This is a genomic window from Methylobacterium sp. J-059 (assembly GCF_022829485.1).
Classification (GTDB): domain Bacteria; phylum Pseudomonadota; class Alphaproteobacteria; order Rhizobiales; family Beijerinckiaceae; genus Methylobacterium.
On the sequence record NZ_JAKSYA010000042.1, the window covers coordinates 1 to 25,520 of the forward strand.

Annotated in this window: 34 protein-coding genes and 1 pseudogene; 4 read left to right on the top strand and 31 right to left on the bottom strand. The window is 69.2% G+C overall.

Going from position 1 to position 25,520, the window contains the following annotated elements; translation table 11 throughout:
* Positions 1-161 precede the first annotated feature (161 nt).
* Genes MKK55_RS04365 through MKK55_RS04380 form a run of 4 tightly spaced genes read left to right on the top strand, consistent with a single transcriptional unit; the run spans position 162 to position 7,184 of the window.
* A complete protein-coding gene (locus MKK55_RS04365) occupies positions 162-2,519 on the top strand; it encodes a response regulator (protein WP_243933489.1) in 2,358 nt (785 codons plus the stop codon).
* A complete protein-coding gene (gene cheB, locus MKK55_RS04370) occupies positions 2,516-3,592 on the top strand; it encodes a chemotaxis-specific protein-glutamate methyltransferase CheB (protein ID WP_313898955.1) in 1,077 nt (358 codons plus the stop codon). Before MKK55_RS04365 ends, cheB begins: the two co-directional genes overlap by 4 nt.
* Positions 3,589-5,322, top strand: coding sequence for a response regulator (locus MKK55_RS04375; RefSeq protein ID WP_243933490.1), 1,734 nt, complete (start codon positions 3,589-3,591; stop codon positions 5,320-5,322). The genes cheB and MKK55_RS04375 overlap by 4 nt, the downstream gene beginning before the upstream one ends.
* Positions 5,319-7,184, top strand: a complete 1,866-nt coding sequence (locus MKK55_RS04380) for a response regulator (protein WP_243933492.1) — start codon at positions 5,319-5,321, stop codon at positions 7,182-7,184. Before MKK55_RS04375 ends, MKK55_RS04380 begins: the two co-directional genes overlap by 4 nt.
* Before the next feature lie 194 nt (positions 7,185-7,378).
* On the opposite strand, the gene rplQ is transcribed toward MKK55_RS04380, so the two are convergent.
* The 31 genes and pseudogenes from rplQ to tuf all read right to left on the bottom strand — a co-directional run.
* On the bottom strand, positions 7,379-7,795 hold the full coding sequence (gene rplQ / locus MKK55_RS04385; protein ID WP_147725840.1) for a 50S ribosomal protein L17: 417 nt from the start codon (positions 7,793-7,795) through the stop codon (positions 7,379-7,381).
* Between the two features lie 150 nt (positions 7,796-7,945).
* Complete coding sequence (locus MKK55_RS04390; RefSeq protein WP_147725841.1) at positions 7,946-8,965, bottom strand: DNA-directed RNA polymerase subunit alpha; 1,020 nt, start codon at positions 8,963-8,965, stop codon at positions 7,946-7,948.
* A 104-nt stretch (positions 8,966-9,069) separates the two neighbouring features.
* Entirely contained in the window at positions 9,070-9,942 is an 873-nt protein-coding gene (locus tag MKK55_RS04395) for an MBL fold metallo-hydrolase (RefSeq protein WP_243933494.1), read from the bottom strand.
* A 17-nt stretch (positions 9,943-9,959) separates the two neighbouring features.
* Positions 9,960-10,349, bottom strand: a complete 390-nt coding sequence (gene rpsK / locus MKK55_RS04400; protein ID WP_147725843.1) for a 30S ribosomal protein S11 — start codon at positions 10,347-10,349, stop codon at positions 9,960-9,962.
* 172 nt (positions 10,350-10,521) lie between these two features.
* Entirely contained in the window at positions 10,522-10,890 is a 369-nt protein-coding gene (gene rpsM, locus MKK55_RS04405) for a 30S ribosomal protein S13 (protein ID WP_147725844.1), read from the bottom strand.
* 304 nt (positions 10,891-11,194) lie between these two features.
* Positions 11,195-11,425 (bottom strand): hypothetical protein, encoded by a 231-nt coding sequence (locus MKK55_RS04410; protein ID WP_243933496.1) that lies wholly within the window; start codon positions 11,423-11,425, stop codon positions 11,195-11,197.
* Positions 11,426-11,451: 26 nt separating this feature from the next.
* Entirely contained in the window at positions 11,452-12,054 is a 603-nt protein-coding gene (locus tag MKK55_RS04415) for an adenylate kinase (RefSeq protein ID WP_147842710.1), read from the bottom strand.
* A 191-nt stretch (positions 12,055-12,245) separates the two neighbouring features.
* Complete coding sequence (secY, locus tag MKK55_RS04420; protein WP_147725847.1) at positions 12,246-13,589, bottom strand: preprotein translocase subunit SecY; 1,344 nt, start codon at positions 13,587-13,589, stop codon at positions 12,246-12,248.
* A 137-nt stretch (positions 13,590-13,726) separates the two neighbouring features.
* The gene (gene rplO, locus MKK55_RS04425; protein ID WP_147842712.1) at positions 13,727-14,251 is read right to left on the bottom strand and encodes a 50S ribosomal protein L15; all 525 of its coding nucleotides are present in this window, start codon (positions 14,249-14,251) and stop codon (positions 13,727-13,729) included.
* A 10-nt stretch (positions 14,252-14,261) separates the two neighbouring features.
* Positions 14,262-14,453, bottom strand: coding sequence for a 50S ribosomal protein L30 (gene rpmD / locus MKK55_RS04430; RefSeq protein WP_147725849.1), 192 nt, complete (start codon positions 14,451-14,453; stop codon positions 14,262-14,264).
* 12 nt (positions 14,454-14,465) lie between these two features.
* A complete protein-coding gene (gene rpsE, locus MKK55_RS04435; RefSeq protein WP_147725850.1) occupies positions 14,466-15,053 on the bottom strand; it encodes a 30S ribosomal protein S5 in 588 nt (195 codons plus the stop codon).
* 96 nt (positions 15,054-15,149) lie between these two features.
* On the bottom strand, positions 15,150-15,512 hold the full coding sequence (gene rplR, locus MKK55_RS04440; protein WP_147842713.1) for a 50S ribosomal protein L18: 363 nt from the start codon (positions 15,510-15,512) through the stop codon (positions 15,150-15,152).
* Between the two features lie 12 nt (positions 15,513-15,524).
* A complete protein-coding gene (rplF, locus tag MKK55_RS04445) occupies positions 15,525-16,058 on the bottom strand; it encodes a 50S ribosomal protein L6 (protein WP_147725852.1) in 534 nt (177 codons plus the stop codon).
* Positions 16,059-16,081: 23 nt separating this feature from the next.
* Complete coding sequence (rpsH, locus tag MKK55_RS04450) at positions 16,082-16,477, bottom strand: 30S ribosomal protein S8 (RefSeq protein WP_147725853.1); 396 nt, start codon at positions 16,475-16,477, stop codon at positions 16,082-16,084.
* 10 nt (positions 16,478-16,487) lie between these two features.
* Complete coding sequence (gene rpsN, locus MKK55_RS04455) at positions 16,488-16,793, bottom strand: 30S ribosomal protein S14 (protein ID WP_147725854.1); 306 nt, start codon at positions 16,791-16,793, stop codon at positions 16,488-16,490.
* Between the two features lie 43 nt (positions 16,794-16,836).
* Positions 16,837-17,403 (bottom strand): 50S ribosomal protein L5, encoded by a 567-nt coding sequence (rplE, locus tag MKK55_RS04460; RefSeq protein ID WP_147725855.1) that lies wholly within the window; start codon positions 17,401-17,403, stop codon positions 16,837-16,839.
* Positions 17,396-17,710 (bottom strand): 50S ribosomal protein L24, encoded by a 315-nt coding sequence (rplX, locus tag MKK55_RS04465; RefSeq protein WP_147842714.1) that lies wholly within the window; start codon positions 17,708-17,710, stop codon positions 17,396-17,398. Before rplX ends, rplE begins: the two co-directional genes overlap by 8 nt.
* Positions 17,710-18,078 carry a 50S ribosomal protein L14 gene (gene rplN, locus MKK55_RS04470; RefSeq protein WP_147725857.1) on the bottom strand — a complete coding sequence of 123 codons (369 nt, stop codon included), beginning with the start codon at positions 18,076-18,078 and terminating at the stop codon, positions 17,710-17,712. The genes rplX and rplN overlap by 1 nt, the downstream gene beginning before the upstream one ends.
* 239 nt (positions 18,079-18,317) lie before the next feature.
* Positions 18,318-19,736: an ATP-binding protein gene (locus MKK55_RS04475; protein WP_243933498.1), complete on the bottom strand. Its 1,419-nt coding sequence runs from the start codon at positions 19,734-19,736 to the stop codon at positions 18,318-18,320.
* A gap of 261 nt (positions 19,737-19,997) precedes the next feature.
* A complete protein-coding gene (gene rpsQ, locus MKK55_RS04480) occupies positions 19,998-20,261 on the bottom strand; it encodes a 30S ribosomal protein S17 (RefSeq protein ID WP_147725858.1) in 264 nt (87 codons plus the stop codon).
* Positions 20,262-20,272: 11 nt separating this feature from the next.
* Entirely contained in the window at positions 20,273-20,488 is a 216-nt protein-coding gene (gene rpmC, locus MKK55_RS04485) for a 50S ribosomal protein L29 (protein ID WP_147725859.1), read from the bottom strand.
* Positions 20,489-20,501: 13 nt separating this feature from the next.
* A complete protein-coding gene (gene rplP / locus MKK55_RS04490; protein WP_147725860.1) occupies positions 20,502-20,915 on the bottom strand; it encodes a 50S ribosomal protein L16 in 414 nt (137 codons plus the stop codon).
* A 47-nt stretch (positions 20,916-20,962) separates the two neighbouring features.
* Complete coding sequence (gene rpsC / locus MKK55_RS04495) at positions 20,963-21,703, bottom strand: 30S ribosomal protein S3 (protein ID WP_147725861.1); 741 nt, start codon at positions 21,701-21,703, stop codon at positions 20,963-20,965.
* 10 nt (positions 21,704-21,713) lie between these two features.
* A complete protein-coding gene (gene rplV, locus MKK55_RS04500) occupies positions 21,714-22,100 on the bottom strand; it encodes a 50S ribosomal protein L22 (protein ID WP_147725862.1) in 387 nt (128 codons plus the stop codon).
* Between the two features lies 1 nt (position 22,101).
* Positions 22,102-22,380, bottom strand: coding sequence for a 30S ribosomal protein S19 (rpsS, locus tag MKK55_RS04505; RefSeq protein ID WP_147725863.1), 279 nt, complete (start codon positions 22,378-22,380; stop codon positions 22,102-22,104).
* Between the two features lie 5 nt (positions 22,381-22,385).
* Positions 22,386-23,222 (bottom strand): 50S ribosomal protein L2, encoded by an 837-nt coding sequence (rplB, locus tag MKK55_RS04510; RefSeq protein ID WP_147752906.1) that lies wholly within the window; start codon positions 23,220-23,222, stop codon positions 22,386-22,388.
* 26 nt (positions 23,223-23,248) lie between these two features.
* The gene (locus MKK55_RS04515) at positions 23,249-23,545 is read right to left on the bottom strand and encodes a 50S ribosomal protein L23 (RefSeq protein ID WP_147725865.1); all 297 of its coding nucleotides are present in this window, start codon (positions 23,543-23,545) and stop codon (positions 23,249-23,251) included.
* Positions 23,542-24,162 carry a 50S ribosomal protein L4 gene (rplD, locus tag MKK55_RS04520; RefSeq protein ID WP_147842718.1) on the bottom strand — a complete coding sequence of 207 codons (621 nt, stop codon included), beginning with the start codon at positions 24,160-24,162 and terminating at the stop codon, positions 23,542-23,544. The genes MKK55_RS04515 and rplD overlap by 4 nt, the downstream gene beginning before the upstream one ends.
* Positions 24,162-24,896, bottom strand: a complete 735-nt coding sequence (rplC, locus tag MKK55_RS04525) for a 50S ribosomal protein L3 (RefSeq protein ID WP_147725867.1) — start codon at positions 24,894-24,896, stop codon at positions 24,162-24,164. Before rplC ends, rplD begins: the two co-directional genes overlap by 1 nt.
* A gap of 50 nt (positions 24,897-24,946) precedes the next feature.
* A complete protein-coding gene (gene rpsJ, locus MKK55_RS04530) occupies positions 24,947-25,255 on the bottom strand; it encodes a 30S ribosomal protein S10 (RefSeq protein ID WP_018044230.1) in 309 nt (102 codons plus the stop codon).
* 127 nt (positions 25,256-25,382) lie between these two features.
* Positions 25,383-25,520: pseudogene (gene tuf, locus MKK55_RS04535) on the bottom strand (elongation factor Tu); the annotation flags it as partial.

Here is a 25,520-nt window from a genome sequence, read left to right on the forward strand (position 1 = left end):
CGAGCAGGTGATGGGCGCCCTGCAGAACATCCGCCAGGCGAGCCAGCAGACCGCCGCCGGCACCCGCGAGGTCGAGGCGGCCTCGGCCAACCTCACCGAGCTCGCAGGAGCCCTCATGGCCCTCGCCGAACGCTACCGGCATTGACCGGCGGGCGGACGCCGTGACCGACATCCGCCAGCTGCTGCTCGCGGCCTTCGAGGTCGAGCACCGCGAGCACATCGATGCGATCCGTGCGGCTCTGGGAGCCGACGGCACCGGCCGCGCGCCCGACTGGAACGACATCTTCCGCCGGGCCCACAGCCTCAAGGGCGCCTCCCGGGCCGTCGACCTGCCGCCGGTCGAGGCGGTGGCGCATCGCCTGGAGAGCCTGTTCGAAAAGGTCTCGGCCGGCGCCGCCCTCGATCGCGAGGCCAGGAACGCAACCCATCTCGCCCTCGACCGCATCGAAGCCTACGTCGCCGGAATGAAGGCCGACCCGGACGTCGCGATGCCGGCCGACGCCATCGCGGCGCTCGACCGCTGCCTCGCGGGCGCCCGGGCACCGGACGCGACGACACCCTCGCCGGCGGAGATCGAGCCGCCGGTCGAGGCCGAACCGCCGGTCTCGGCAAGACCGCCCGCCGAGCCGAAATCCGCCGCGCCCTCCTCGCCCGCTGCGCCGCCGTCCGGCGTCGAGCCGCCCGCCGAGGCCGGCCCGGCCTTTCTACGCGTACCCGCCGACGCGGTCGAGGCGCTGACCCGGGCGAGCCACGAGCTCGCGAGCACGCTCGGCGTCGGATCCGCGATCTCCGACGGGCTCGCCCGGCTCGCGCGCCTGTCCGAAGACCTGCGGCGGCAGGCCGAGGCGTCGTTCGCGCGCGGTGCGGTGTCCAACCTCGCCCGGCTCTTGCGGCAGGAAGCCGGCCGCGATGCCGGGTCGGACAGGGACGAAGCGGTCGGCCTCGCGGTGGAGGCCGTCCGCACCGAGATGCGCGGCGTCGAGGCGAGTCTCGCCGGCCTGGCACGGGAGGCGGCCGACCTGTCGCGCCGTCAGGTCGCGGCGGCCGGTGCCGTCGAGGGGGCGGCGGCCCGCGTCGGCCTTCAGGCCGAGCGCCTCGCCCTGGTGCCGGCCGAGACCGTGTTCGGAAGCTTCCCCCGCTCGCTCCGCGAGACCGCGCGCGAGCAGGGCCGCGAGATCGATCTCGCCGTCCGCGGCCTCGACCTGCCGGTCGACCGCGCGATGCTGCAGGCGCTCAAGGACCCGGTGCTGCACGCCCTGCGCAACGCGCTCAGCCACGGCGCGGAACCGCTCGACATCCGCCGGGCGGCGGGAAAGCCCGACGCGGCGGCGATCCTGTTCGAGGTCGCGATCCGCGGCGGCCGCCTCGTCGTGTCGGTGGCGGACGATGGCCCCGGCCCCGACCTCGCGGCGATCGAGGCGACGGCCCTGCGCCGCTTGCTGCTCCGCCCGGGGGATCCGACCGATCCGCAGGCCCTGCTCGCCCTGGTCTTCGAGCCGGGCTTCTCGACCGCCGCGGCGGTCGACGCCCTGTCCGGGCGCGGCTTCGGCCTCTCGGTGGTCGCCGATGCCGCCCGCGCGCTCCAGGGCAGCGCCCGGCTGGAGCCGCGCGAGCCCTGGGGCAGCATCCTCACCATCTCGGCGCCGCTCTCGGCGGCACGACGCGCGATGCTCCTCGTCGAGGCGGGTGGAGCGACCTACGCGCTGCCCGGCGCCGCGGTCGAGCGCCTGCTGCGCCTCGATCGGGCCGGCCTGCCGCAGGCGATGGGCCGCCCGGTGCTGCGCGTGCCCGGCGCGGGCGGCGCCGAGGAGACCTTCCCGATCGTCGCGCTGGCCGAGATCCTCGGCGGCCCTGCCTCCGCGAGCCCGCACCTGACCGCGATCCTGGTGCGGGCCGGCGGCCGCCGCTTCGCGCTGGCCGTCGACGCGCTCCACGACGTGCGCACCCTCCTCGTGCTGCCGGCGCCGCCGGTCGGCGCCGAGTCCGGGCTCGTCGCCGGCACCGTCATCCTGCCCGGCGACGTGCCCGCCCTGGTGCTCGATCCCGACGGGCTCGCCGCGCGGGCGGGTGCCGCCGGCGCGGCGGCGAGGCCGGGCGACGGGGTCGCAGATGCTGGCGGAACGTTGGCGGAGGCGCCACGTTCGAAACACCGCGCGACGATTCTCGTCGTCGACGATTCGATCACCACCCGCACCCTGGAGAAGGGCATCTTGGAAGCCGCCGGCTATCGCGTGGTCGTGTGCGTCGACGGCCAGGACGCCCTCGACCGCCTGCACGCCGACATCGAGGTGTTCGACCTCGTGCTCGCCGACGTGGAGATGCCGCGGCTCGACGGCTTCGGCCTGCTCGCCGCGATCCGCGCCGAGACGCGGTTCGCGCGCCTGCCGGTGGTGCTGATGACCTCGCGGGGCGACGCGGCCGACGTCGCCCGCGGCCTCGACCTCGGCGCCGACGCCTACCTCACCAAGCAGAAGTTCGACCAGCGCCAGCTCCTCGACACCATCGGGCAGCTGTTGTGAGCGAGCCGGTCCGCGTCATGCTGGTCGAGGACAGCCTGGTGGTGCGCGAGCTGTTGCGCCACATCCTCTCCCGCGATCCCCGCCTCGCCTGCGTCGCCGCCGTCGCGTCGGGCGAGGAGGCCCTGTCGGCGATCGACAGCGTGCGGCCCGACGTGATCTCGATGGACATCCGCCTGCCCGGCATCGACGGGCTCGAGACCACCCGCCGCATCATGTCCGAGCACCCGACGCCGATCGTGGTGATCGCCGATTCGGTCGAGGATTCCTCGCTGCGCATCTCGATGAACGCCCTGCGGGCCGGCGCGCTGTCCGTGGTCGAGAAGCCGGTGGCGACGACCCATGCCGGCTACGACGCGGTCGCCGGCGAGATCTGCACCCAGCTGCGCATCATGGCGCAGGTCCCGGTGATCCGCCGCCGCCCGATCGGCACCGAGTGGCTCGGGCGCACCGCGGCGGCCGCGTCCGCACCCGCGGCGAACCTGCCGCCGACCGTCCTGGCAATCGCCGCCTCCACCGGCGGCCCGCCGGCGCTCGCCCGCGTGATCGGGGCGCTGCCCGAGACGTTCCCGCTGCCGGTGCTGGTGGTCCAGCACATGGGCGCGGCCTTCATGGACGGGTTCGCGACCTGGCTCGACGGCGTGGTGCCGATGCCCGTCACGGTCGCCCGCGACGGCGAGCGGGCCGAGCCCGGCCGGGTCTACGTCGCCCCGGGCGACCGCCACCTGGAGCTGGGGCCGGGCCGGATCCTGCGCATCCTCGACAGCCTGCCGGTCTCCGGCCAGCGACCGGCGGCGACCGTGCTGTTCCGCTCGGTCGCGCGGCAGGCGGGCGCGACGGGGCTCGGCGTTCTGCTCACCGGCATGGGCGAGGACGGGGCGCTCGGCCTGCTCGACATGCATGCCGCCGGCGCGCAGACGGTGGCCGAGCACGAGAGCACGGCGGTCGTCTACGGCATGCCGGCGGCGGCCGTGCGCCTGAAGGCCGCCCGCGCCGTCCTGCCCCTCGACCGCGTCTCGGCCCATGTCCTCAAGCATGCCATGCCCGGGGCCGGCTCGCAGGACCGGCCGGCATGAACGGCGCGGCCGGCACGGCGACGGAGGCCGCCCGGATCCTTCTGGTCGAGGATTCGGAGACGCAGGCGCTGGAGCTTCGCTTGCTGCTGGAGAGCCACGGCTTCCAGGTCGAGCGCTGCCCGACCGCGGAAGCCGCGCTCGACCACCTCAACCACGGCCTGCCCGACCTCGTCGTCGCCGACTACCACCTGCCGGGCATGAACGGCGACGAGCTGACGCGCCAGCTGCGCCTCTCGCTGCGCACCCGCGCCCTCCCCCTGCTGATGCTCACCGGCGCCCGCGACGGCGAGCGCCAGGGCCTCGAGAGCGGCGCCGACGCCTACGTCGCCAAGTCCGGCGACCGCGACCTGCTGATCCTGCGCATCCGCGCGCTCCTGCGCGAGCGCCTGGGCAGCGTGGCGCCCGGCAGCGCCGAGACCCCGTCGGCCGCCGCCTTCCGGCGCGGGCGCGTGCTGGTGATCGACGGCAGCGCCACCTACCGCACCTTCCTCGCCGGCCTGCTCGGCCAGGACGGCCACGCCGTCACCGCCAGCGCGGGGCCGGACGAGGCGCTCGCCGTCCTCGACGCCGAGGGCGAGGCGACGGCCTTCGACTGCGTCACCGTCGACCTGCTCGGCCCGGCCTTCGACGGCCTCGCCCTGTGCCGGGCCATCGACCAGCGCCGCGGCGTCCGGGTGGCCGGCGCCGGGTTCCACCTCGTCGGGGTCGCCGGCAGCAACCCCCCCAAGGATTTCCTCGTCCAGGCCTACGCCGCGGGCGCCGACGACGTGGTCTCGAAGTCCGATGCCGAGGTGCTGGCGCTGCGGGTGCGCGGCCTCGTGCGGCGCCGCTTCCTGGAGGAGGACGACCGCCGCATCGCCGGCGAGTTCGGCGCCCGGCAGCAGGCGGTCGAGCGCGCGCGCGCCGAGGCCGAGGCCGCGGAGGCGCGCGCACGGCTGGCCGACGCCCTCGAGCGCGCCAACGACGACCTCGCCCTCGCCAACCGCAAGCTCACCGACGCGCAGGCCAAGCTTGTCCAGGCCGCCAAGATGGCCTCGCTCGGCGAGCTGGTCGCCGGCATCGCCCACGAGATCAACAACCCGCTGGCCTTCATCCTCGCGCATCAGGGCACCGTCGAGCGCGTGCTTGGCGAGCTGCCGATGCCCGAATCCGACCCCGCGGCGCAGAAGGGCCTGGCCAAGGCGCGCGACCGCGTCGGTGCGATGCGCATGGGCCTGACCCGCATCCAGGACCTGGTCCTGAACCTGCGCAAGTTCTCGCGGCTCGACGAGGGCGAGCGCTCCCTGGTCAACGTGCCGGAGGCGATCGAGACGGTGCTGGCGCTGATCCAGCACAAGCTCGGCTCGCGCATCGCCGTCGAGCGCGACTTCGCGGGGCGCCCCGAGATCCATTGCACCCCGGCGCTGCTCAACCAGGTGGTGATGAACATCCTCGGCAACGCCGCCGACGCGATGCCCGAGGGCGGGCGGATCCGCGTCGTCACCGAGACCACGCCCGAGACCGACCTGATCCGGATCAGCGACACCGGCCCCGGCATCCCCGAGGACCTGCGCGAGAAGATCTTCGAGCCGTTCTTCACCACCAAGCCGGTCGGGGCCGGAACCGGGCTCGGCCTCGCGATTGCCTACAGCGTGGTTCAGGCGCATAGCGGCTCGCTCACGGTGGAGACGGCTCCCGGCGGCGGGGCCTGCTTCGTGATCGGGATTCCGAGGCAGACGGCGACCGTATGACCAGAGGCACGATCCTGGCCGTCGACGACGAGCCGGACATCCTGATCGCCCTCGAGGACCTGTTCGAGGACACCTACCGCATCGTCACGACGACGAAGCCGGTGGACGCCCTCGCCATCCTGCGCGACGATCCCGACATCGCCGTCGTCCTGTCCGACCAGCGCATGCCCGGCATGACCGGCGACGCGCTGCTGGCCGAGATGCGCGGGTTCCACGAAGCCCAGGCGATCCTGCTCACCGGGTACGCCGACATCACCGCCGTGATCGGCGCGCTGAACCGCGGCGGGATCAGCGGCTACGTCGCCAAGCCCTGGGACGCGGACCTTCTGCGCGGCACCGTGCGCAACGCCTTCGAGCGCCATGCGCTCGGGCGGGAGCTCGCCACCGAGCGGGCCCTGCTGCGCGGCCTGCTCGACCATTCCGAGGACGCGATCTCGTTCAAGGACGCGGCCGGGCGCTTCCTGCGCCTCAACGCCCGAAAGGCGGCGCTGCTCGGCCTCGACGTCGCGGGCTGCCTCGGCCGCAGCGAAGCCGAGCTGCCCGGGACGCGCGCCGCCGAGAGCGCCGAGGCCGACGCCGCCGCGATCCGCTCGGGCGAGGTCGGCGACGTCGTCTCCGCGGAAGGGCCGATCGGCGCCGAGCGCTGGAGCCACGTGGTCCGGGTCCCGATCCGCGGCCCCTCCGGCGCGATCGCGCATCTCGCCACGATCGAGCGCGACGTCACCGAGCAGAAGGGCTTCGAGGCCCGCCTGCGCCAGTCCGACAAGATGCAGGCGCTCGGCACCCTCGCCGGCGGCATCGCGCACGACTTCAACAACCTGCTGACCGCGATCCTCGGCAGCCTCGAGCTCGCCGCGCCGAAGGTCCATGAGCAGCCCCGCGTGCTGCGGCTGATTGAGAACGCGCGGGGCGCGGCCGAGCGCGGCGCCTCGCTGACCAAGCGCCTGCTGAGCTTCAGCCGCGCCAACGACCTGCGTGCCCGGCCGACCGACGTGAACGCCCTCGTCGAGGGCATGTCGGCGCTGCTCGGGCGCAGCCTCGGCGGGCTCGTCACCGTCGAGACCAGGCTCGGCAGCGATCTCGGCCCGGTTCAGGTCGACCCCGACCAGCTCGAGCTTGCGATCCTCAACCTCTGCATCAACGCCCGCGACGCCATGCGCGAGGGCGGCGTGATCGTCATCGAGACGGCGGCGCTGACGATCGAGGACGATCCGGACGTGCGGAGCGGCGCCTATGTCGGCGTATCGGTGAGCGATGCCGGCGAAGGCATCCCACCGGAGATCCTGGCGCGGGTCTGCGAGCCGTTCTTCACCACCAAGGCCGTCGGCCAGGGCACCGGCCTCGGCCTCGCGATGGTGTTCGGCCTCGCCCAGCAATCCCACGGCCGCCTGCGGATCGACAGCCGGGTCGGGCACGGCACCCGCGTCGACCTCGCCCTGCCGCGGGCCTCCGCGGCCATCGTGGCGGACGAGGCCGACGTCGCGGTCGCGCCGGCGGCGGCACGTGCGGCGGCCATCCTGGTGGTGGACGACGACGCCGAGGTCCGGCACGTCACCGCCTCGTTCCTCAACGGGTTCGGTTACGACGAGATCGAGGCCTCGGACGGCGCGGCCGCGCTCGCGCTGATGGAGCAGCGCCGCTTCGACCTCGTGGTCGCCGACCTCGCGATGCCCGGCATGACCGGCGTCGAGCTGGCGGCCGAGGTGCGGAGCCGCTGGTCCGAGGTCCCTGTGCTGATCCTGACGGGGCACGCGGAGGCGGTGGAGATCCCGCACGACCTGCCGGTGCTGACGAAGCCGTTCCAGTCGGCCGAGCTCGCCCGCCGCGTCTCCTTGCTGCTGGGCGACGCGCCCGGCACCTGACGCGTCGGCCCGGCCGTCCGTCCCGACGGAAACGCGTTCGAAAGCGCGTCCGTCCCCGAGAAACGCCGGCCTCGACCGTATGCGCTCGCCGCATCGCGGTCGTCCCGGGACGAGCATCGCGCAACGGCCTCGGGCCAACGAAAAAGGCGGCCTCTCGGCCGCCCTTCTTCGAACTCGTGCTGTCGAGGCGCCGATCAGGCCGCTTCGCTCTCGCCGCCGAGCACCGGGCCCGAATCCTTGCCGCGGGCGCTGACGTCGCGGTCGACGAACTCGATCACGGCGAGCGGGGCGTTGTCGCCCTTGCGGAAGCCGGCCTTCATGATGCGGCAGTAGCCGCCCGGACGGGCCGTGTAGCGCGGGCCGAGCACCGTGAAGAGCTTCTTGACCATGTCGTGGTCGCGGATCTGCGACATGGCGAGACGGCGGGTGTGGACGCTGTCGATGCGGCCGAGCGAGATCAGCTTCTCGATGACCGGGCGCAGGTCCTTGGCCTTCGGCAGCGTGGTGATGATCTGCTCGTGCTTGATCAGCGCGGCGGACATGTTGGCGAACATCGCCTTGCGGTGCTCGGTGGTGCGGTTGAAACGACGACCGCGGAATCCGTGACGCATGTTGGCTCTCCTGGTTTTTGCGGTCGCCGTGCCACGGTACGACCGTCATCTTGAAGGCGAATAGGGAGTAGCGAGTAGCGGATAGAGTGCAGCGGAACCGGGGAGCCCTGCGGACGCCCCTATTCGCTACTCCCTACTCGCCATTCGCCCTCAGTAGTGCTCCTCGAAGCGCTTGGCGAGGTCCTCGATGTTCTCCGGCGGCCAGCCGGGGATGTCCATCCCGAGGTGCAGACCCATCCCGGCCAGCACTTCCTTGATCTCGTTGAGCGACTTGCGGCCGAAGTTCGGGGTGCGCAGCATCTCGCCCTCGGACTTCTGGATGAGGTCGCCGATGTAGACGATGTTGTCGTTCTTCAGGCAGTTCGCCGAACGCACAGAAAGCTCGAGCTCGTCGACCTTCTTGAGCAGCGCCGGGTTGAAGGGCAGCTGCGGCGCGAGCGGGGCGGCCTCCTCCTTGCGGGGATCCTCGAAGTTCACGAACACCTGGAGCTGGTCCTGGATGATGCGCGCGGCGTAGGCCAGCGCATCCTCCGGCGACACCGCACCGTTGGTCTCGACGGTCATCGTCAGCTTGTCCTTGTCGAGATCCTGGCCCTCCCGGGTGGTCTCGATGCGGTAGCTGACCTTGGTCACCGGCGAGAACAGCGCGTCCACCGGGATCAGGCCGATCGGCGCGTCCTCGGGGCGGTTGCGCTCGGCCGGCACGTAGCCCTTGCCGGTGGCGACCGTGAACTCCATCCGGATCTCGGCGCCGTCGTCCAGCGTGCAGATCACGAGGTCGGGGTTCAGGATCTGGATGTCGCCGACCGTGCCGATGTCGCCGGCGGTGACGAGGCCCGGGCCGGTCTTGCGCAGGGTCATGCGCTTCGGGGCGTCGGTCTGCGAGCGGATGGCGATCGTCTTGATGTTCAGGACGATGTCGGTGACGTCCTCGCGGACGCCCGGGATCGAGGAGAATTCATGCAGGACGCCGTCGATCTGGACCGAGGTCACGGCCGCGCCCTGGAGGGAGGACAGCAGCACCCGGCGCAGCGAGTTGCCGAGCGTCGTGCCGAAGCCGCGCTCCAACGGCTCGGCCACGACGGTGGCGACCCGCTTCGGGTCGTCGCCGGTCGAGACCTGCAGCTTGTTGGGCTTGATCAGCTCTTGCCAGTTCTTCTGAATGACCACGATCCTACCTCTCCTGACGCACGAACCCGCGACGTCCGGGTCCGCGCTTCGGCCGATCGACGCTGCCCCCAGCGTCGGTCGGTCCCTAAAAGACTGCTCCGGGCCTACGCCTCGTCGGCGACCCAGAGATCCGGCACGAACCGGTATCCGTCCCCATCCCGCGTCACGGTGCCGACGGCCGGGAATTCGAGATGCGAGCCGGCGATGCGGGTCCCGTCGGCCGCCAGATCCGCGAGGATCGCCTTGCGGGTCGCTCGCGCCTGGTCGCCGTCGACATCGAAGCCGACGCCCGCCTCGGGTTGCTTGAACTGGATCGCCGGCAGGTGCACCACATCGGTGAACACCAGGAGCGACTTGTCCCCCGAAACGATCCGGAAACCGCAATGGCCCGGCGTATGGCCGGGCAGGTGCACCGCGGTGATGCCCGGCAGGACTTCCCCGCCGGACTGCTCGCGCACCCGGCCGGCATAGGGTGCCAGCGCCTTGCGGGCGTTCTCGAAATACGGCTTTGCCCCGTCCGGTGCGGCGGCGAGCGCCGCATCGGGGAGCCAGTACGCCGCCTCGTCCGAATGCAGCACGATCTCCGCGTTCGGGTAGGCGGCCTTCCCGTCGACCACCAGCCCACCGATATGGTCGGGATGGCAGTGCGTGACGAGAACGGTCTCGATCGCCTCGGGCGCCACGCCCGCGACGGCGAGCGCTGCGGGCACGCGACCCATGGTCGGCGGACCGAACGACCCGTAGCCGGAATCGATCAGCACCGGCTTGCGGCCGGGGCCCGTCAGCAGGAATGCGTTGAGCATCACCCGCGGCTCCTGCGTACGGAAGCCGGCGCGCTGCAGCGCGCCGGCCTCGTCCTTCGAGATGCCCGTGACGAGATCGAGGGAGCCCTGAAACCAGCCGTCGTTGAGCACGGTGAGCGTGATGTCACCGACGCTCCAGCGCTTGACGCCGGGAAGGATCTTCGTATCCGCCACGTGTGTCTCCGTCCGCCTCAGACGCGCCGACGCTTGCGTGGGCGGCAGCCGTTGTGCGGGATCGAGGTGACGTCGCGGATCGAGGTCACGGTGAAGCCCGCGGCCTGGAGGGCGCGGAGCGCCGACTCGCGGCCCGAGCCGGGCCCGGAGACCTCGACCTCAAGGGTGCGCATGCCGTGCTCGGCGGCCTTGCGGGCCGCGTCCTCGGCGGCGACCTGCGCGGCGTAGGGGGTCGACTTCCGCGAGCCCTTGAAGCCCATGGCGCCCGAGGAGGACCACGAGATCGTGTTGCCCTGCGCGTCGGTGATGGTGATCATCGTGTTGTTGAACGATGCGGCGACGTGCGCCACGCCCGAGACGATGTTCTTGCGTTCGCGCCGGCGGACGCGGGTCGGTTCCTTGGCCATCTTTTCGATACCTGTCCTTCAAGCGCACCCGTAATTCCAGGTGCTCGGGATTCTCGTATGGGTTCGGTCGGCACATTTGCGGAGCGCCGCCCCGTCACGCCGGCTCCCGTCGAGGGAGATCCGGCACGATGCATGGGAGGCCGCGCCGCGCGCAGCCTCCGAATTCGTAAGCTTACTTCTTCTTGCCGGCGATCGGCTTGGACTTGCCCTTGCGGGTGCGCGCGTTGGTGTGCGTGCGCTGGCCGCGGACCGGCAGGTTGCGGCGATGGCGCAGGCCGCGGTAGCAGCCGAGGTCCATCAGGCGCTTGATGTTCATCGAGACGTCGCGGCGAAGGTCGCCCTCGACGAGGTAGTCGCGATCGATCGTCTCGCGGATCTGCAGCACCTCGGCGTCGGTGAGCTGGTTCACGCGGCGCTCGGCCGGGATGCCAACCTTCTCCGTGATCTCCTCGGCCTTCTTCGCGCCGATGCCGTGGATGTACTGGAGCGCGATGACGACGCGCTTGTTGGTCGGGATGTTAACGCCGGCGATACGGGCCAAGGTCATGCTCCATGTGGCGTACGGGCGATCGCCCGGGCCGTCCTGTGGGAAAGCGTGCGTCCGGTGGAGGCCGGCCCCTGCACGCCCGTCAACGACAAATCGGCCCGCGGCCGCCCCTTGGAGGGCACCTCGGACCAACGGCTGTGCAGACGAAGACCGGCCTGCTAGCGCGGGCCGGCGGTGATGTCAACGGTTCGGCACGATAAGACGCCGCGCCGGGCCCGGCGGGCGCGCCCGGCGCGCTGCATCGTCCCCATCGCGTCACCTGGCGAACCGCAGGGGCGTGGGTCTCTTCGGGTCGACGTCAGAAGCGCTGGTTCAGCTGGCGGCAATACCCGCCGTTGTCGCGAAAGCCGGCCGGGCAGCGCCGCACGCACGCGCCAGCCGCGAACTTCAGCGGCGGCCTGCACAGGCGGCCGGTCGTCCGTCGCTCGTACTGATACGATTGCGCCGGGCCGGCCCACGCCGCCATCGGCATCGCGCCGACCGTCAGGGTCAGCGCTGCGAGGATCGCCCGAGCCGCATGCGTCGACATGATCATGGGTCCCCGGAAGGATGGCTTCAGGACGCCACGCCTTCGCGATGCGATTCGAGGATCGCCATCAGCGAATCCGTCACCGCGTCGATCGGCGCCATGCCGTCCACGGTCTGCAGCATCCCAGCGCGCTCGTAATAGGCCGAGAGCGGGGCGGTCTGGATCCGGTAGGCCTCGAGACGCGAGGCGAACACCTCGGGGGTGTCGTCCTTCCGCACCGGCTGTCCGCGGGCGGCGGTCTCCTCCGCCCGCTTGGCGATGCGCCCGACCAGGACCTTCTCGTCGACCTTGAACTCGATCACGGTCGAGAGATGCAGGCCCTTCTCGTCCAGCATCACGTCGAGGGCCTTGGCCTGCTCGACGGTGCGGGGAAAGCCGTCGAGGATGAACCCGCCGCGCGCATCCGCCTCCTCGATCCGGTCGGCGACGATGCCGACGACGATCGCGTCGGACACGAGGCCGCCGCTCTCCATCACTGCCTTCGCCTGGAGTCCGACCGGTGTTCCGGCAGCGACGGCCGCGCGCAGCATGTCGCCGGTGGAAAGCTGCGGGATGCCGAATCGCGCGACGATCCGCTCGGACTGTGTCCCCTTCCCCGCGCCGGGTGGTCCGAGCAGAATGATCCGCATGGGCGTTATCCTCGTCCGTGCCCGTCTCTCAGGGCTTCTTGGCGCGCGGCGACGCCGTATCGGCGTCGTTCCCGCGTCGGCGTTGCTTGTAGCGGCTTCCGCCGGACGGGCGAGCGGGCAAATCGCTGTCCACTCGTCATTCCGGCGATTGTGTCTCTCGTGTCGCCGAGCCGTATCGCCCGACGTGCCGCTCAGCGCCGCCGCTGGGTCGTCGACGCACCGCGCAGCTTGGCCTTCTTGACGAGGCCCTCGTACTGGTGCGCCATCAGGTGCCCGTGGATCTGCGCCACGGTGTCCATCGTCACCGACACGACGATGAGCAGCGACGTGCCGCCAAATCCGAGGCTGGCGGAGGCGTAGGAGGCGATGATCTCCGGCACCAGGCAGACGAAGGTCAGGTAGAGCGCGCCGATCAGGGTGATGCGCGTCAGCACCTTGTCGATGAACGCCGCGGTGCGCTCGCCGGGCCGGATGCCGGGGATGAAGCCGCCATGCTTCTTCAGATTGTCGGCGGTCTCCTGCGGGTTGAAGACCACCGCGGTGTAGAAGAACGCGAAGAAGATGATCAGCGCGGCGTAGAGCGCCATGTAGAGCGGACGGCCGTGGCCGAGATAGGTCGTGACCGTCGCCAGCACGCCGGTGCCCTGGTTGGCCGAGAAGCTCGCCACGGTGGCCGGCAGCAGCAGGAGCGACGAGGCGAAGATCGGCGGGATCACGCCCGAGGTGTTGAGCTTCAAGGGCAGGAACGAGGTCTGGCCCTCGTACATCCGGTTGCCGACCTGGCGCTTGGGATAGTTGATCAGCAGCCGGCGCTGGGCGCGCTCCATGAACACGATGAAGTAGACGAGGCCGATCGCGGCGACGCCGACGCCGAGGATTACCGCCGAGGACAGCGCGCCGGTGCGCGACAGCTCGAGCGCACCGATGATGGCGGTCGGCAGGTGGGCGACGATGCCGGCGAAGATGATCAGCGACGAGCCGTTGCCGATGCCGCGCGAGGTGATCTGCTCGCCGATCCACATCAGGAACAGCGTGCCGCCGGTGAGCGTGATCACGGTCGAGGCGAGGAAGAACGGGCCGGGATCGATCGCGGCGCTCGACCCCTGGAGGCCGACGGCGATGCCCCAGGACTGGACCAGCGCCAGCACCACCGTGAGGTAGCGGGTGTACTGGTTGATGACCTTGCGGCCGGACTCGCCCTCCTTCTTCAGCGTCTCGAGGCTCGGGATCACCGAGGTGAGCAGCTGGATGATGATCGAGGCCGAGATGTACGGCATGATGTTGAGCGCGAAGATCGCCATGCGCTCGACGGCACCGCCGGAGAACATGTTGAACAGCCCGAGCACGCCGCCGGCCTGCTGCTGGAAATTGCGCGCGAACTGCTCCGGGTCGATGCCGGGGATCGGGATATAGGTCCCGAGCCGGAACACCACGAGCGCGCCGAGGGTGAACCAGATGCGCTTCTTGAGCTCATCCGCCTTCGCGATGGCACCGAAATTGAGGTTCGCGGCGAGCTGCTCGGCGGCTGAGGCCATGGCCTGTGTCCTGATGATGGGTCACGAGGGAGCCGCGGGGCATCCCTGAAAACGGGAGCGGCGGCCGCATGCGAGGTCGCACGGGCCGCCGCTCGAAGCTTCGACTTAAGGGGTCGCTCCCGGCGAGGCAACCGCGCTCAGGCGGTCGCTTCGCCCTTGCCGCCCAAGTCCTTGCCACCCTTGCCGCGGACCGAGACGCCGGCGCCGTAGGCGACGACGACGCTGCCGCCGGCCTTCTCGACCGCCTCGACCGCCGACTTCGACGCCCGGGTCACCTCGAAGGCGACCTTCGCGGTCAGCTCGCCGACGCCGAGCAGCTTCACGCCGTCGCGGGGACGGGCGATGATCCCGGCCTGCACGAGGGCCTCGACCGTCACGGTCGCGGCCTTGTCGAGCTTGCCGGCGTCGATCGCCTGCTGCACCCGGCCGAGATTCACCTCGTTGAGGTCGGTCGAGTAGAGGTTGTTGAAGCCGCGCTTCGGCAGGCGACGGTGAAGCGGCATCTGGCCGCCCTCGAAGCCCTTGATGGCCACGCCGGTCCGGGCCTTCTGACCCTTCACGCCGCGCCCTGCGGTCTTGCCCTTGCCGGAGCCGATGCCTCGGCCGACGCGCATCCGGTTCTTGGTTGCGCCTTCGTTGTCGCGGATCTCGTTGAGCTTCATCGCGCCCTCCTCAAGCCGCGTCGTCGAGGACGCGCACGAGGTGCGCGACCTTTCGGATCATGCCGCGAACGGCGGGGGTGTCTTCGAGCTCGGAGACACGGTGAAGCTTGTTCAGCTTCAGGCCCACCAGCGTCTGGCGCTGGGAGGCCTCGCGGCGGATCGGGGAACCGATCTGCTCCACGCGGACAGTCTTGCTAGCCATGCTGCCCTCCCCTTACGCGACTGCGGCTTCGGACTGGTCGGACGGGTCCGAATCGGTGCGCCGCGCCTGGAGCGTGGACACCTTGAGACCGCGACGACCGGCGACCGAGCGCGGGCTGTCCTCGTTCTTCAGCGCCTCGAAGGTGGCGCGCACGAGGTTGTAGGGGTTCGAGGAGCCGAGGCTCTTGGCCACGACGTCCTGCATGCCGAGCGTCTCGAACACGGCGCGCATCGGGCCGCCGGCGATGATGCCGGTGCCCTGCGGAGCCGCGCGGAGGATCACCTTGCCGGCGCCGTGACGGCCCTGCACGTCGTGGTGCAGCGTCCGGCCCTCGCGGAGCGAGATGCGGACGAGGCCGCGCTTGGCGGCTTCGGTCGCCTTGCGGATCGCCTCGGGGACTTCGCGGGCCTTGCCGTGGCCGAAGCCGACGCGGCCCTTCTGGTCGCCGACGACGACGAGCGCGGCGAAGCCGAAGCGACGGCCGCCCTTCACCACCTTGGCGACGCGGTTGATGTGGACGAGCTTGTCCACGAACTCGCTGTCGCGCTCCTCGCGGTCGTCGCGGCGGCCGCGGCCACCGCCTTCACGTTCACGTGCCATGTTGCTTCCGTTTCATCTCACTGGCGCGGGCGGCGGGCCCGCTCGCTTGAATCGTCATCGCCGGAGGCGGACACGCCGCCTCCGCACCGCCGAGATTTAGAAGTCGAGGCCACCCTCGCGGGCGGCTTCGGCCAGAGCCTTGATCCGGCCGTGGTACTGGTAGCCCGAGCGGTCGAACACGACCTTCGAGACGCCGGCAGCCTTGGCCCGCTCGGCGACGAGCTTGCCCACTGCCGAGGCGGCGGCGACGTCGGCGCCGGTCTTCAGGTCGGCGCGCAGGCCCTTGTCGATCGACGAGGCGGCGGCGAGCGTGACGCCCGCCGCATCATCGATGACCTGGACGTAGATCTGCTTCGACGAGCGGAACACCGACAGGCGCGGCCGGCCGTTGGCGGAGGCGCGGAGCGCCCGGCGCACCCGCGCCTTGCGGCGATCGAGGGCTTCGAGTTTGCGTGACATGTCTCAGCCCCCTTACTTCTTCTTGCCTTCCTTGCGGAAGATGAACTCGCCGGCGTACTTCACGCCCTTGCCCTTGTAGGGCTCGGGACCGCGGTAGTCGCGGATCTCCGCGGCGACCTGGCCGACGACCTGCCGGTCGATGCCGGAGATCGTGATCTCCGTCGGCTTCGGCGTCACGATCGTGATGCCGGCCGGGATCTGGTACTCGATGTCGTGGCTGTACCCGAGCGAGAGCTTGAGCGCCTTGCCGGCCATCGCGGCGCGATAGCCGACGCCGGTGATCTCGAGCTTCTTCTCGAAGCCCTTGGACACGCCCTCGACGAGGTTCGCGACCTGGGCCCGCGAGGTGCCCCAAAGCGAACGCGCCGCCTTGGACTGGTCCTTCGGGGTCACCGTGATCGCGCCGTCCTCGAGCGCCACGTCGACCAGCGAAGGAACCACGAACTGCAGCTCGCCCTTCGAGCCCTTCATCTTCACCGTCTGACCCGTGACCGACGCGGTGACGCCGGCCGGAACGGGGACGGGCTTCTTGCCTACGCGAGACATCTGCCTCTCTCCTTATCCGGGGATCAGAACACCTTGCAGAGCACTTCGCCGCCGACGTTGCGCTCGCGCGCCTCGTGGTCGGCCATGACGCCCTGCGGGGTGGACACGATGGTCACGCCGAGACCGTCGGCGACGCGCGGCAGATCGCCGACGGCCGAGTAGACGCGGCGGCCGGGCTTCGACACGCGCTGGATCGAGCGGATGACGGGCTGGCCGTCGTAGTACTTCAGCTCGATCGCGAACTCCGTCCGGCCGTTGCCGAGTTCGGTGGTCGCGAAGTCGCGGATGTAGCCTTCCGACTTCAGCACGTTCAGGACGTTCGCGCGGAGGCGCGAGCCGGGCGTCGAGACGACGTTGCGACGGCGCATCTGGCCGTTGCGGATGCGGGTGAGCATATCGCCCACGGGATCGTTGACCATGGGTGCCTCCTTACCAGCTCGACTTGACGAGGCCCGGGATCAGGCCCCGGTTCCCGAGCTCGCGCAGCGCGATACGCGAGACGCCCATCTTGCGGTAATAGGCGCGCGGCCGGCCGGTGATCTCGCACCGGTTGCGCACGCGGGTCGGCGACGAGTTGCGGGGAAGCTCCGCGAGCTTGAGGCGCGCCTCGAAGCGCTCCTCCATCTCGAGGGACTCGTCGTTGGCGGTCGCGAGCAGGGCCTGGCGCTTCGCAGCGAAGCGCTTAACCAGCTCCTTCCGGTGGTTGTTCTGTTCGACTGAACTCTTCTTTGCCATTGTCTATCCTCCGGTGTCCGCGTCTAGGTATCCCGAGGGACGCCTACTGCCGGAACGGGAATTGGAAGGCGGCGAGGAGAGCGCGGGCTTCCTCGTCGGTGGTGGCGGTGGTGGCGACGACGATGTCCATGCCCCAGGTCTGCTCGGCCTTGTCGTACGAGATCTCCGGGAACACGAGGTGCTCCTTGAGGCCGAGCGCGTAGTTGCCGCGGCCGTCGAACGACTTCGGGTTCAGGCCGCGGAAGTCGCGGACGCGCGGCAGCGCGATCGTGACGAGGCGATCCATGAACTCGTACATCTTCTGGCGGCGCAGGGTGACCTTGCAGCCGATCGGCATGCCCTCGCGGACCTTGAAGGTGGCGATCGGCTTGCGGGCCTTGGTGATGACCGGCTTCTGGCCGGCGATCAGCGCCAGGTCGCCGGCGGCGACGGTGGCCTTCTTCGAGTCCGCGGTGGACTCGCCGACGCCCATGTTGATGACGATCTTGTCGATCCGCGGAACCTGCATCGGGTTCTTGTAGCCGAACTGCTCGATGAGCTTCTGGCGGATGACCTCGTCGTAGTGGGCGCGCAGGCGCGGGACGTAGGCGTCCTTGTTGGCCTCAGCCATCGATCTGATCCCCCGTGGTCTTGGCGAAGCGGACCTTGCGGCCGTCTTCGAGGATGCGGAAACCCACGCGGGTCGGCTTGCCGTTCGCGTCCTGCAACGCGAGGTTCGAGAGCTGGATCGCGGCCTCCTTCGAGATGATGCCGCCTTCCTGGTTCTGGCTCTGCTTCTGGTGCTTCTTGACCAGGTTGATCCCGCGGACGAGCGCCTTGTCGTCCTTCGGCATCACCTGGATGACCTCGCCGGAGCGACCGGAATCGCGACCGGTGAGGACGACGACGGTGTCGCCCTTCTTGATCTTGGCTGCCATCACAGCACCTCCGGAGCCAGCGAGATGATCTTCATGTGGTTGCGGGCGCGCAGCTCGCGCGGCACCGGCCCGAAGATGCGGGTCCCGATCGGCTCCTTCTGATTGTTGATCAGCACCGCCGCGTTCTTGTCGAAGCGGATCACCGAACCGTCGGGACGCTTCACTTCCTTGGCGGTCCGCACGACCACCGCCTTCATGACGTCGCCCTTCTTGACGCGGCCGCGCGGGATCGCCTCCTTGATGGACACGACGATGATGTCGCCCACGCCGGCATAGCGCCGCTTCGACCCGCCCAGCACCTTGATGCACATCACGCGACGCGCACCCGAGTTGTCGGCGACGTCCAGATTCGTCTGCATCTGGATCACAGGAGTGACCTTTCCTTGTTTCAGGCGGGTTTCCGCACACGGGCGGTATTGCCCGGCGGACGACGCCTGATGGGGATCTGATGTCCCCGGCTCATATGACAGACCGCGCTATCGGCGCTTGTCCAGCGCCGGCGCGGTCACCGCGTACGAAGGGCGCGAACACCCTCTCACATGTCGCGAAGGGGTGCCCACTACACTACGGGGCGCAGGGGCGCAAGACTTTCCGTGCCGGCCCCGGCCTAATCTGTGCCGAGCTCCAGATCCTCGCCGCAGCCGTCGAGGGGTGGGGCGCCGGCACGCCCGGCGTGCTTCGGAGCATTCGACAGACCGACGATTCGGCGGCCGATCCGGTTTCCGTTCTCCACGGCCTCGCCAAAGACGGCCGCGACCATGGCACGGTTCACCATGGCACGGTCCAGGATCTCGGCGCTTCTCAGCGAAAGCGAAGCCTGGGCCAGGCGGCGCACCATCTCCTTGACGAAGGCCGCGCTCGCTCCCTCCGACAGCGCGACCGCGTCGTCGATGGCGCCCTCCTCGAATTGCAGGGCGCCTCCGTAAAGGGCGATCAGCCGTGCGCGGCAGGCGGCGTCGGGATTCGCGATCTCGATGGCCTCGTCGACGCGTCCCGGACGCGACGCGAGGGCCTCCTCGATCTCCTCGGGCCGGTTGGTGGTCAGGAGGAAAAGGATGTCCGCATCGTCGCCCAGACCGTCCATCTCGTTGAGCAGACGGTTCAACAGGACCTCCGTCTTCGGGCTGTTCATGCCCTCCCGCGAGCGCCCGACCAGATCCACGTCCTCCAGCACGACGATGCTCGGCTGCAGGGTGCGCGCAAGCAGCATGTATCGGGTCAGGTCCTGGACCTGCTCCGCCGTGATCAGGATGGTGGTCCGGGCCGGTAAATTCGAGGCGATGTATCGGATCACGTGGGTCTTCCCGGTGCCGGGCGGCCCATAAAGGAGCAGACCCTTCCGGATCGACTGCCCGAGGCGGCGCAGACCGGCGCGATGCCGGTTGAACGCGAAGACGTGGCGATCCAGGCGCGCCATCGTGGCGTCGTCGAGGATGATCGCCTCTCGGGCCACCGGCGACAGCTTATGGACGGACATCTCCGTACTCATGCCGGAATAGTCGGATCCACCCTCGAAGGAGAGGACCTTGCCGCGATACAGGATCGAGTTCGCGCCCGCCTCTTGAATACGTTTTAGAAACGTGCGCGCGAACGCCTGAGCCTCGGATCCCGGCAGCGTTGCGATCTCGACCTGAGCGAACTTGCCCGACCTGAAGTTGGAATACTGCGACAGGAGCACCGCGACCGGCTGGCCGTCGACCTGGAACAACCAAAGGCCGGTGTTCAACGCCGGGAACGGTTCGCTCTCCCCGATGTCAACGTCGCGATACTGCAACGGCGTGATGGCGATGGCCTGATCATTGCCGCGGACCAGCAGGCCGGAGATCGTCAGCGGACGCTGTTCGTAGGGTTGGTGGACGCCCAACAGGGTCGGGGCGTACGGGTTCACCTGTGCAAGCGTCTCTGCCTGCAGGTCCGGAAGCAGGTGAATGCCGAAGACACGCCTCGAACTAACGATCCCGTTCACGTCCTCGGCGCCGAAGAAGCCGAGGAGGGCTTCCCAGGCGCGATTGGCGTTTTTCAGCATGCGGCTCATCCTCGTTCAGAGGAGCTTCCTCCCGTCAGCGACGCATGACGGCAGGCTCCTCGTGAGGATTGTGCGACGAGGTGCGAAAAGCGCCACCGGCCGACTCGCCGGTCATGGGGAGATCGAGATTGATGGGTCGAACCCAAGCCGCGGTCGAATCGTCGAACGCTCGACACGGTTAGGCACCGACGTCGTTCTCGGATCAGATACGAAAAAACGGGCGCAGAATCCTGCGCCCGTCTCATGGTCCGTCCAAGGCGATCAGGCGGCCGCCGGAGCCTCGGCCGAGGCGGCTTCGCCCTCGACGAGCTTCCAGGTCTTGGTCTTGGAGAAGGGCCGGCACTCCTCGATGAACACCGTGGCCCCGACCTTAGCGGCGTTCGCCTCGTCGTGGGCATGGTAGTTCTTCGAGCGGCGAACGGTCTTCTTCATCACCGGGTGGGTGAAGCGACGCTCCACCTTCACGACGATGGTTTTCTCGCCCTTGTCGCTGACGACGACGCCCTGCAATACGCGCTTCGGCATGATGAAACTCCTCAGGCCGACGTCGCCTGCAGCGTCTTCTGACGCTGCAGGGTGCGGACGCGGGCGATGTCGCGACGGACTTCGCGGACGCGGGCGACGTTCTCGAGCTGGCCGGTGGCCCCCTGAAAGCGCAGGTTGAACTGCTCCTTCTTGAGGTTCAGCAGCTCGTCGCTCAACTGGTCCGGCGACAGGGCGGCGAGATCCGACTGTCTCTGTGACGACTTCATGATCTGCCTCCCTTTAGTCGGCGATGCGTTGCACGACGCGCGTGCGGATGGGCAGCTTGGCGGCGCCCAGGCGGAGCGCCTCCTTCGCGATGTCCTCGGCGACACCGTCGACCTCGAACATGATGCGGCCCGGGTGGACGCGGGCGGCCCAGTACTCAGGCGCGCCCTTGCCGGAGCCCATGCGGACTTCGGTCGGCTTCGACGTGACCGGAACGTCGGGGAAGATCCGGATCCAGACCCGGCCCTGACGCTTCATCTCACGGGTGATCGCGCGGCGGGCCGCCTCGATCTGGCGCGCGGTGATGCGCTCGGGCTCCACCGCCTTCAGGCCGAACTGGCCGAAATTCAGGTCGAAGCCGCCCTTGGCCGCACCGGAGATGCGACCTTTGAACTGCTTACGAAACCGGGTCTTCTTGGGTTGCAACATGGCAGCCTCTCAACACCTTCCTTGGCTCGGGGGTCCGACGATCGCGCTTAGGCGTGATCGCGGCGACCGCGACCGCGGTCACCCTCGCCATCGCGCTCGCGACGACCGCCCGAACGGCCGCCCTCTTCCTGCGCCTTCTTATCCTGCGCCATCGGGTCGTGCTCGAGGATCTCGCCCTTGAACACCCAGACCTTGATGCCGCACGTGCCGTAGGTCGTGAACGCGGTGGCCGTGCCGTAGTCGACGTCGGCGCGCAGCGTATGCAGGGGCACGCGGCCCTCGCGGTACCATTCCTGGCGGGCGATCTCAGCGCCGCCGAGACGTCCGGAGCAGTTGATCCGGATGCCCTCGGCCCCGAGGCGCATCGCCGACTGAACGGCGCGCTTCATGGCGCGACGGAAGGCGACGCGGCGCTCGAGCTGCTGCGCGATCGAGTCGGCCACCAGCACGGCGTCGATCTCGGGCTTCCGCACCTCGACGATGTTGATGGTCACGTCGGCCTTGGTCATCGTGTTGACCAGCTTGCGCAGCTTCTCGATGTCGGCGCCCTTCTTGCCGATCACCACGCCCGGACGGCCCGAGTGGATGGTGACGCGGCACTTCCGGTGCGGGCGCTCGATGACGATCTTGGAGACCGCCGCCTGCTTGAGCTGCTTCATGAGGGCGGCGCGGATCGCGACGTCCTCGTGCATCAGCTTGACGTATTCGGTCTTGCCGGCGAACCAGCGGGAATCCCAGGTCCGGTTGATGCCGAGCCGGAGACCGATCGGGTTGACTTTCTGACCCATCAGATTCTCCTCAGGCCGCTTCGGCGGTGCGGACTTCGCGAACCACGATGGTGAGGTTCGAGAAAGGCTTCAGGATGCGCGCGCCGCGGCCGCGGGCGCGGGCGTGGAAGCGCTTCAGGACCAGCGCCTTGCCCACGAAGGCCTGGGTGACGACGAGGTCGTCGACGTCCAGATCGTGGTTGTTCTCGGCGTTGGCGATCGCGCTCTCGAGGCACTTCTTGACCTCGGTCGAGATGCGCTTGCGGGAGAACTCGAGGTCGGCGAGCGCCGACTCGACCTTCTTGCCGCGGATCATCTGCGCGACGAGGTTGAGCTTCTGGGGCGAGACACGGAGCATCCGTGCCACGGCCTTGGCCTCGTTCTCGGGCAGCGCGCGGGGGGTGGCTTGCTTGCCCATGTCAGCGCCTCTTCGCCTTCTTGTCGGCCGCGTGGCCGTGGAAGGTGCGGGTCGGCGAGAACTCGCCGAACTTGTGACCGACCATTTCCTCGGAGACGTAGACCGGGATGTGCTTCTGCCCATTGTGCACACCGAAGGTGAGCCCGATGAACTGCGGCAGGATGGTGGAGCGACGGCTCCAGATCTTGATGACCTCGTTCCGGCTCGACCCGCGAGCCGCCTCGGCCTTCTTGAAGAGGTAGCCGTCGACGAACGGCCCCTTCCAGAGTGAGCGTGCCATGATGGTTACTTCTTGCGGTTGTGGCGGCTGGACAGGATGAAGACGTCGGTCCGCTTGTTCGAGCGGGTCTTCTTCCCCTTGGTCGGCACGCCCCAGGGCGTCACCGGGTTACGGCCGCCCGAGGTGCGTCCCTCGCCGCCGCCGTGCGGGTGGTCGACCGGGTTCATGGCCACGCCGCGGACGTGCGGACGCTTGCCGAGCCACCGGTTGCGCCCGGCCTTGCCGAGCGAGATGTTCATGTGGTCCGGGTTCGAGACCGCACCCACCGTCGCGTAGCACTGGCCGTGGACCAAGCGCTGCTCGCCGGAGTTCAGGCGGAGCGTCACGTAGCCCTGGTCGCGCCCGACGATCTGAGCGTAGTTGCCGGCGGAGCGGGCGACGGCGCCGCCCTTGCCGATCTTCAGCTCGATGTTGTGCACGATCGTGCCCACCGGCATGCCGCCGATCGGCCCGGCATTGCCCGGCTTGATGTCGACGCCCTCGCCCGAGATCACCTTGTCGCCCGGCTGCAGGCGCTGCGGAGCGATGATGTAGCTCTGCTTGCCGTCCGGGTAGTTGATCAGCGCGATGAACGCCGTGCGGTTCGGATCGTACTCGATCCGCTCGACGGTCGCCGACACGCCCGGCTGCGACCGACGCTTGAAGTCGACGAGACGGAGCGAGCGCTTGTGACCGCCGCCGCGGAAGCGGACGGTGATCCGCCCGAGGTTGTTGCGGCCGCCCGAGGACGACTTGCCCTCGGTCAGCGCCTTCACCGGCTTGCCCTTGTAGAGCTCACGGCGGTCGACCAGCACGAGCTGGCGCAGGCTCGGCGTGACCGGTTTGAATGTCTTCAAGGCCATCGGCTTAAATCCCTACCCGGTCTATGTCAGAGGCCGGTCGTGACGTCGATCGTGTCACCTTCGGCGAGGGTCACGACCGCTTTCTTCACGTCCGAACGCTGTCCGCGCATGCCGCGGAAGATCTTCTTCTTGCCCTTGGTCACGAGGGTGTTCACCGCCGTGACCTTGACGTCGAACAGCTTCTCGACCGCTTCCTTGATCTGCGGCTTGGTGGCCTTCGGAGCGACCCGGAAGACGACCTTGTTCTGCTCGGTGAGGTTCGTCGCCTTCTCGGTGATGACCGGGGAGACGATGATGTCGTAGTGGCGCGGATCGGCACTCATTTGAAACGCTCCTCCAGCGCGTCGATCGCGGCGCGGGTCAGCACGAGCGTGTCGCGGCGCAGGATGTCGTAGACGTTGATGCCCTGCACGGGCAGCACGTCGATCATCGGGATGTTGCGGGCGGCGCGGCCGAAGTTCTCGTCGACCTCGGCGCCGCCGATGATCAGCGCGCTCGAGAGACCCATCTTGCCGAAGCGCTCGACGAGACCCTTGGTCTTGTGGTCCTCGATCTTGATGTCGTCGACGACGATGAGGGTCGAGGCCTTGGCCTTGGCCGACAGGGCGTGACGCAGGGCCAGGGCACGGACCTTCTTGGGAAGATCGTGGCCGTGGTCGCGGACGACCGGGCCGAACGCACGGCCGCCGCCGCGGAACTGCGGAGCCGACGCTGCGCCGTGACGCGCGTTGCCGGTGCCCTTCTGCTTGTACAGCTTCTTGCGGGTCCGGTTCACGTCCGAGCGGTTCTGCACGGCGTGGGTGCCGGCACGACGCTTGGCGAGCTGCCAGCGCACCATGCGCTGGAGCAGGTCGGCGCGGGGCTCGAGGCCGAAGATGGCCTCGTCGAGCTCCACCGAGCCGGCGCCGGCGCCGTCGAGGGTGGTGATATCAAGCTTCATCACGCGTTCTCCTCGGCAGCGGGCGCCTCGGGGGCGGATTGCGGGGCAGCCGACGCGCCGTTCTCACGGAACTTGCCGGGCTGGGGAACTTCGGCCGGAAGCTTGCGCTTCACCGCGTCCCGGATCTGGATCCAGCCGCCGGCGACGCCGGGAACCGCACCCTCGACCAGGATCAGGCCGCGCTCGACGTCCGTGCGGACGACGCGCAGGTTCTGCGTGGTCACGCGGTCGACGCCCATGTGACCGGGCATCTTCTTGTTCTTGAAGGTCTTGCCCGGATCCTGACGGCCGCCGGTCGAACCGATCGAGCGGTGCGAGATCGACACGCCGTGGGTGGCGCGCAGACCGCCGAAGTTCCAGCGCTTGATGCCGCCGGCGAACCCCTTACCCGTGGTCGTGCCCGTCACGTCGACGAACTGGCCCGGGATGAAATGATCGGCCGTGATCTCGGCGCCCACCGGGATCAGCGCATCCTCGGACACGCGGAACTCGGCGATCTTTTGCTTCGGCTCAACCTTGGCGACCGCGAAGCGGCCACGCTCGGCGGCCGAGACGTTCTTGACCTTCGCCTTGCCGACGCCGAGCTGGACGGCGACGTAGCCGTTCTTCTCGACCGTGCGGTGGGCGACCACCTGGCATTGTTCGATCTTGAGCACGGTGCAGGGAACGTGTTCCCCCGCTTCCGTGAAGATCCGGGTCATGCCGACCTTCTGTGCAATGACGCCTGAGCGCATAAGGTGTCTCCCTCGCGCGATGAAACGGTAAGCTCTAAACCCGGCGGGGCTTAGAGCTTGATCTCCACGTCCACGCCAGCGGCGAGGTCGAGCTTCATCAGCGCGTCCACGGTCTGGGGGGTCGGATCGACGATATCGAGCACGCGCTTGTGGGTGCGCATCTCGAACTGCTCGCGCGACTTCTTGTCGATGTGCGGCGAGCGGTTGACCGTGAACTTCTCGATATGGGTCGGCAGCGGGATCGGGCCGCGGATGGTCGCGCCGGTCCGCTTGGCGGTAGAGACGATCTCGCGGGTGGACGCATCCAGGATGCGATGATCGAACGCCTTCAGGCGGATGCGGATGTTTTGACCGTTCATGACCTAAACCTCGACGGAAACGTGTTGGGCGGGCGCGAGGGCCCTTCCCTCAATCGTCCCCTGACGGATGCTGTGTCCGGGCACCGGCCCTTCGTCCCGGGAGACGAAGGGCCGATCTGTCTGACGACTACGCGTTGATGGCGGCGACGACGCCGGCGCCGACGGTTCGGCCGCCCTCGCGGATGGCGAAGCGCAGCTTCTCCTCCATGGCCACCGGCACGATCAGCGTGACGTCCATGGTCACGTTGTCGCCCGGCATCACCAT

Bases quoted from the DNA above. Each gene is read 5' to 3' on its own strand.
- MKK55_RS04375 (WP_243933490.1), top strand. From the start codon at position 3,589: ATGAACGGCGCGGCCGGCACGGCGACGGAGGCCGCCCGGATCCTTCTG.
- MKK55_RS04380 (WP_243933492.1), top strand. From the start codon at position 5,319: ATGACCAGAGGCACGATCCTGGCCGTCGACGACGAGCCGGACATCCTG.
- rplQ (WP_147725840.1), bottom strand. From the start codon at position 7,795: ATGCGTCACGGATTCCGCGGTCGTCGTTTCAACCGCACCACCGAGCAC.
- rpsK (WP_147725843.1), bottom strand. From the start codon at position 10,349: ATGGCCAAGGAACCGACCCGCGTCCGCCGGCGCGAACGCAAGAACATC.
- MKK55_RS04410 (WP_243933496.1), bottom strand. From the start codon at position 11,425: ATGTCGACGCATGCGGCTCGGGCGATCCTCGCAGCGCTGACCCTGACG.
- MKK55_RS04415 (WP_147842710.1), bottom strand. From the start codon at position 12,054: ATGCGGATCATTCTGCTCGGACCACCCGGCGCGGGGAAGGGGACACAG.
- secY (WP_147725847.1), bottom strand. From the start codon at position 13,589: ATGGCCTCAGCCGCCGAGCAGCTCGCCGCGAACCTCAATTTCGGTGCC.
- rplO (WP_147842712.1), bottom strand. From the start codon at position 14,251: ATGAAGCTCAACGAGATCCGCGACAACGAAGGCGCAACCAAGAACCGG.
- rpmD (WP_147725849.1), bottom strand. From the start codon at position 14,453: ATGGCTAGCAAGACTGTCCGCGTGGAGCAGATCGGTTCCCCGATCCGC.
- rpsE (WP_147725850.1), bottom strand. From the start codon at position 15,053: ATGGCACGTGAACGTGAAGGCGGTGGCCGCGGCCGCCGCGACGACCGC.
- rplR (WP_147842713.1), bottom strand. From the start codon at position 15,512: ATGTCACGCAAACTCGAAGCCCTCGATCGCCGCAAGGCGCGGGTGCGC.
- rplF (WP_147725852.1), bottom strand. From the start codon at position 16,058: ATGTCTCGCGTAGGCAAGAAGCCCGTCCCCGTTCCGGCCGGCGTCACC.
- rpsH (WP_147725853.1), bottom strand. From the start codon at position 16,477: ATGGTCAACGATCCCGTGGGCGATATGCTCACCCGCATCCGCAACGGC.
- rpsN (WP_147725854.1), bottom strand. From the start codon at position 16,793: ATGGCAAAGAAGAGTTCAGTCGAACAGAACAACCACCGGAAGGAGCTG.
- rplE (WP_147725855.1), bottom strand. From the start codon at position 17,403: ATGGCTGAGGCCAACAAGGACGCCTACGTCCCGCGCCTGCGCGCCCAC.
- rplX (WP_147842714.1), bottom strand. From the start codon at position 17,710: ATGGCAGCCAAGATCAAGAAGGGCGACACCGTCGTCGTCCTCACCGGT.
- MKK55_RS04475 (WP_243933498.1), bottom strand. From the start codon at position 19,736: ATGCTGAAAAACGCCAATCGCGCCTGGGAAGCCCTCCTCGGCTTCTTC.
- rpsQ (WP_147725858.1), bottom strand. From the start codon at position 20,261: ATGCCGAAGCGCGTATTGCAGGGCGTCGTCGTCAGCGACAAGGGCGAG.
- rpmC (WP_147725859.1), bottom strand. From the start codon at position 20,488: ATGAAGTCGTCACAGAGACAGTCGGATCTCGCCGCCCTGTCGCCGGAC.
- rplP (WP_147725860.1), bottom strand. From the start codon at position 20,915: ATGTTGCAACCCAAGAAGACCCGGTTTCGTAAGCAGTTCAAAGGTCGC.
- rpsC (WP_147725861.1), bottom strand. From the start codon at position 21,703: ATGGGTCAGAAAGTCAACCCGATCGGTCTCCGGCTCGGCATCAACCGG.
- rplV (WP_147725862.1), bottom strand. From the start codon at position 22,100: ATGGGCAAGCAAGCCACCCCCCGCGCGCTGCCCGAGAACGAGGCCAAG.
- rpsS (WP_147725863.1), bottom strand. From the start codon at position 22,380: ATGGCACGCTCACTCTGGAAGGGGCCGTTCGTCGACGGCTACCTCTTC.
- rplB (WP_147752906.1), bottom strand. From the start codon at position 23,222: ATGGCCTTGAAGACATTCAAACCGGTCACGCCGAGCCTGCGCCAGCTC.
- MKK55_RS04515 (WP_147725865.1), bottom strand. From the start codon at position 23,545: ATGAGTGCCGATCCGCGCCACTACGACATCATCGTCTCCCCGGTCATC.
- rplD (WP_147842718.1), bottom strand. From the start codon at position 24,162: ATGAAGCTTGATATCACCACCCTCGACGGCGCCGGCGCCGGCTCGGTG.
- rplC (WP_147725867.1), bottom strand. From the start codon at position 24,896: ATGCGCTCAGGCGTCATTGCACAGAAGGTCGGCATGACCCGGATCTTC.
- rpsJ (WP_018044230.1), bottom strand. From the start codon at position 25,255: ATGAACGGTCAAAACATCCGCATCCGCCTGAAGGCGTTCGATCATCGC.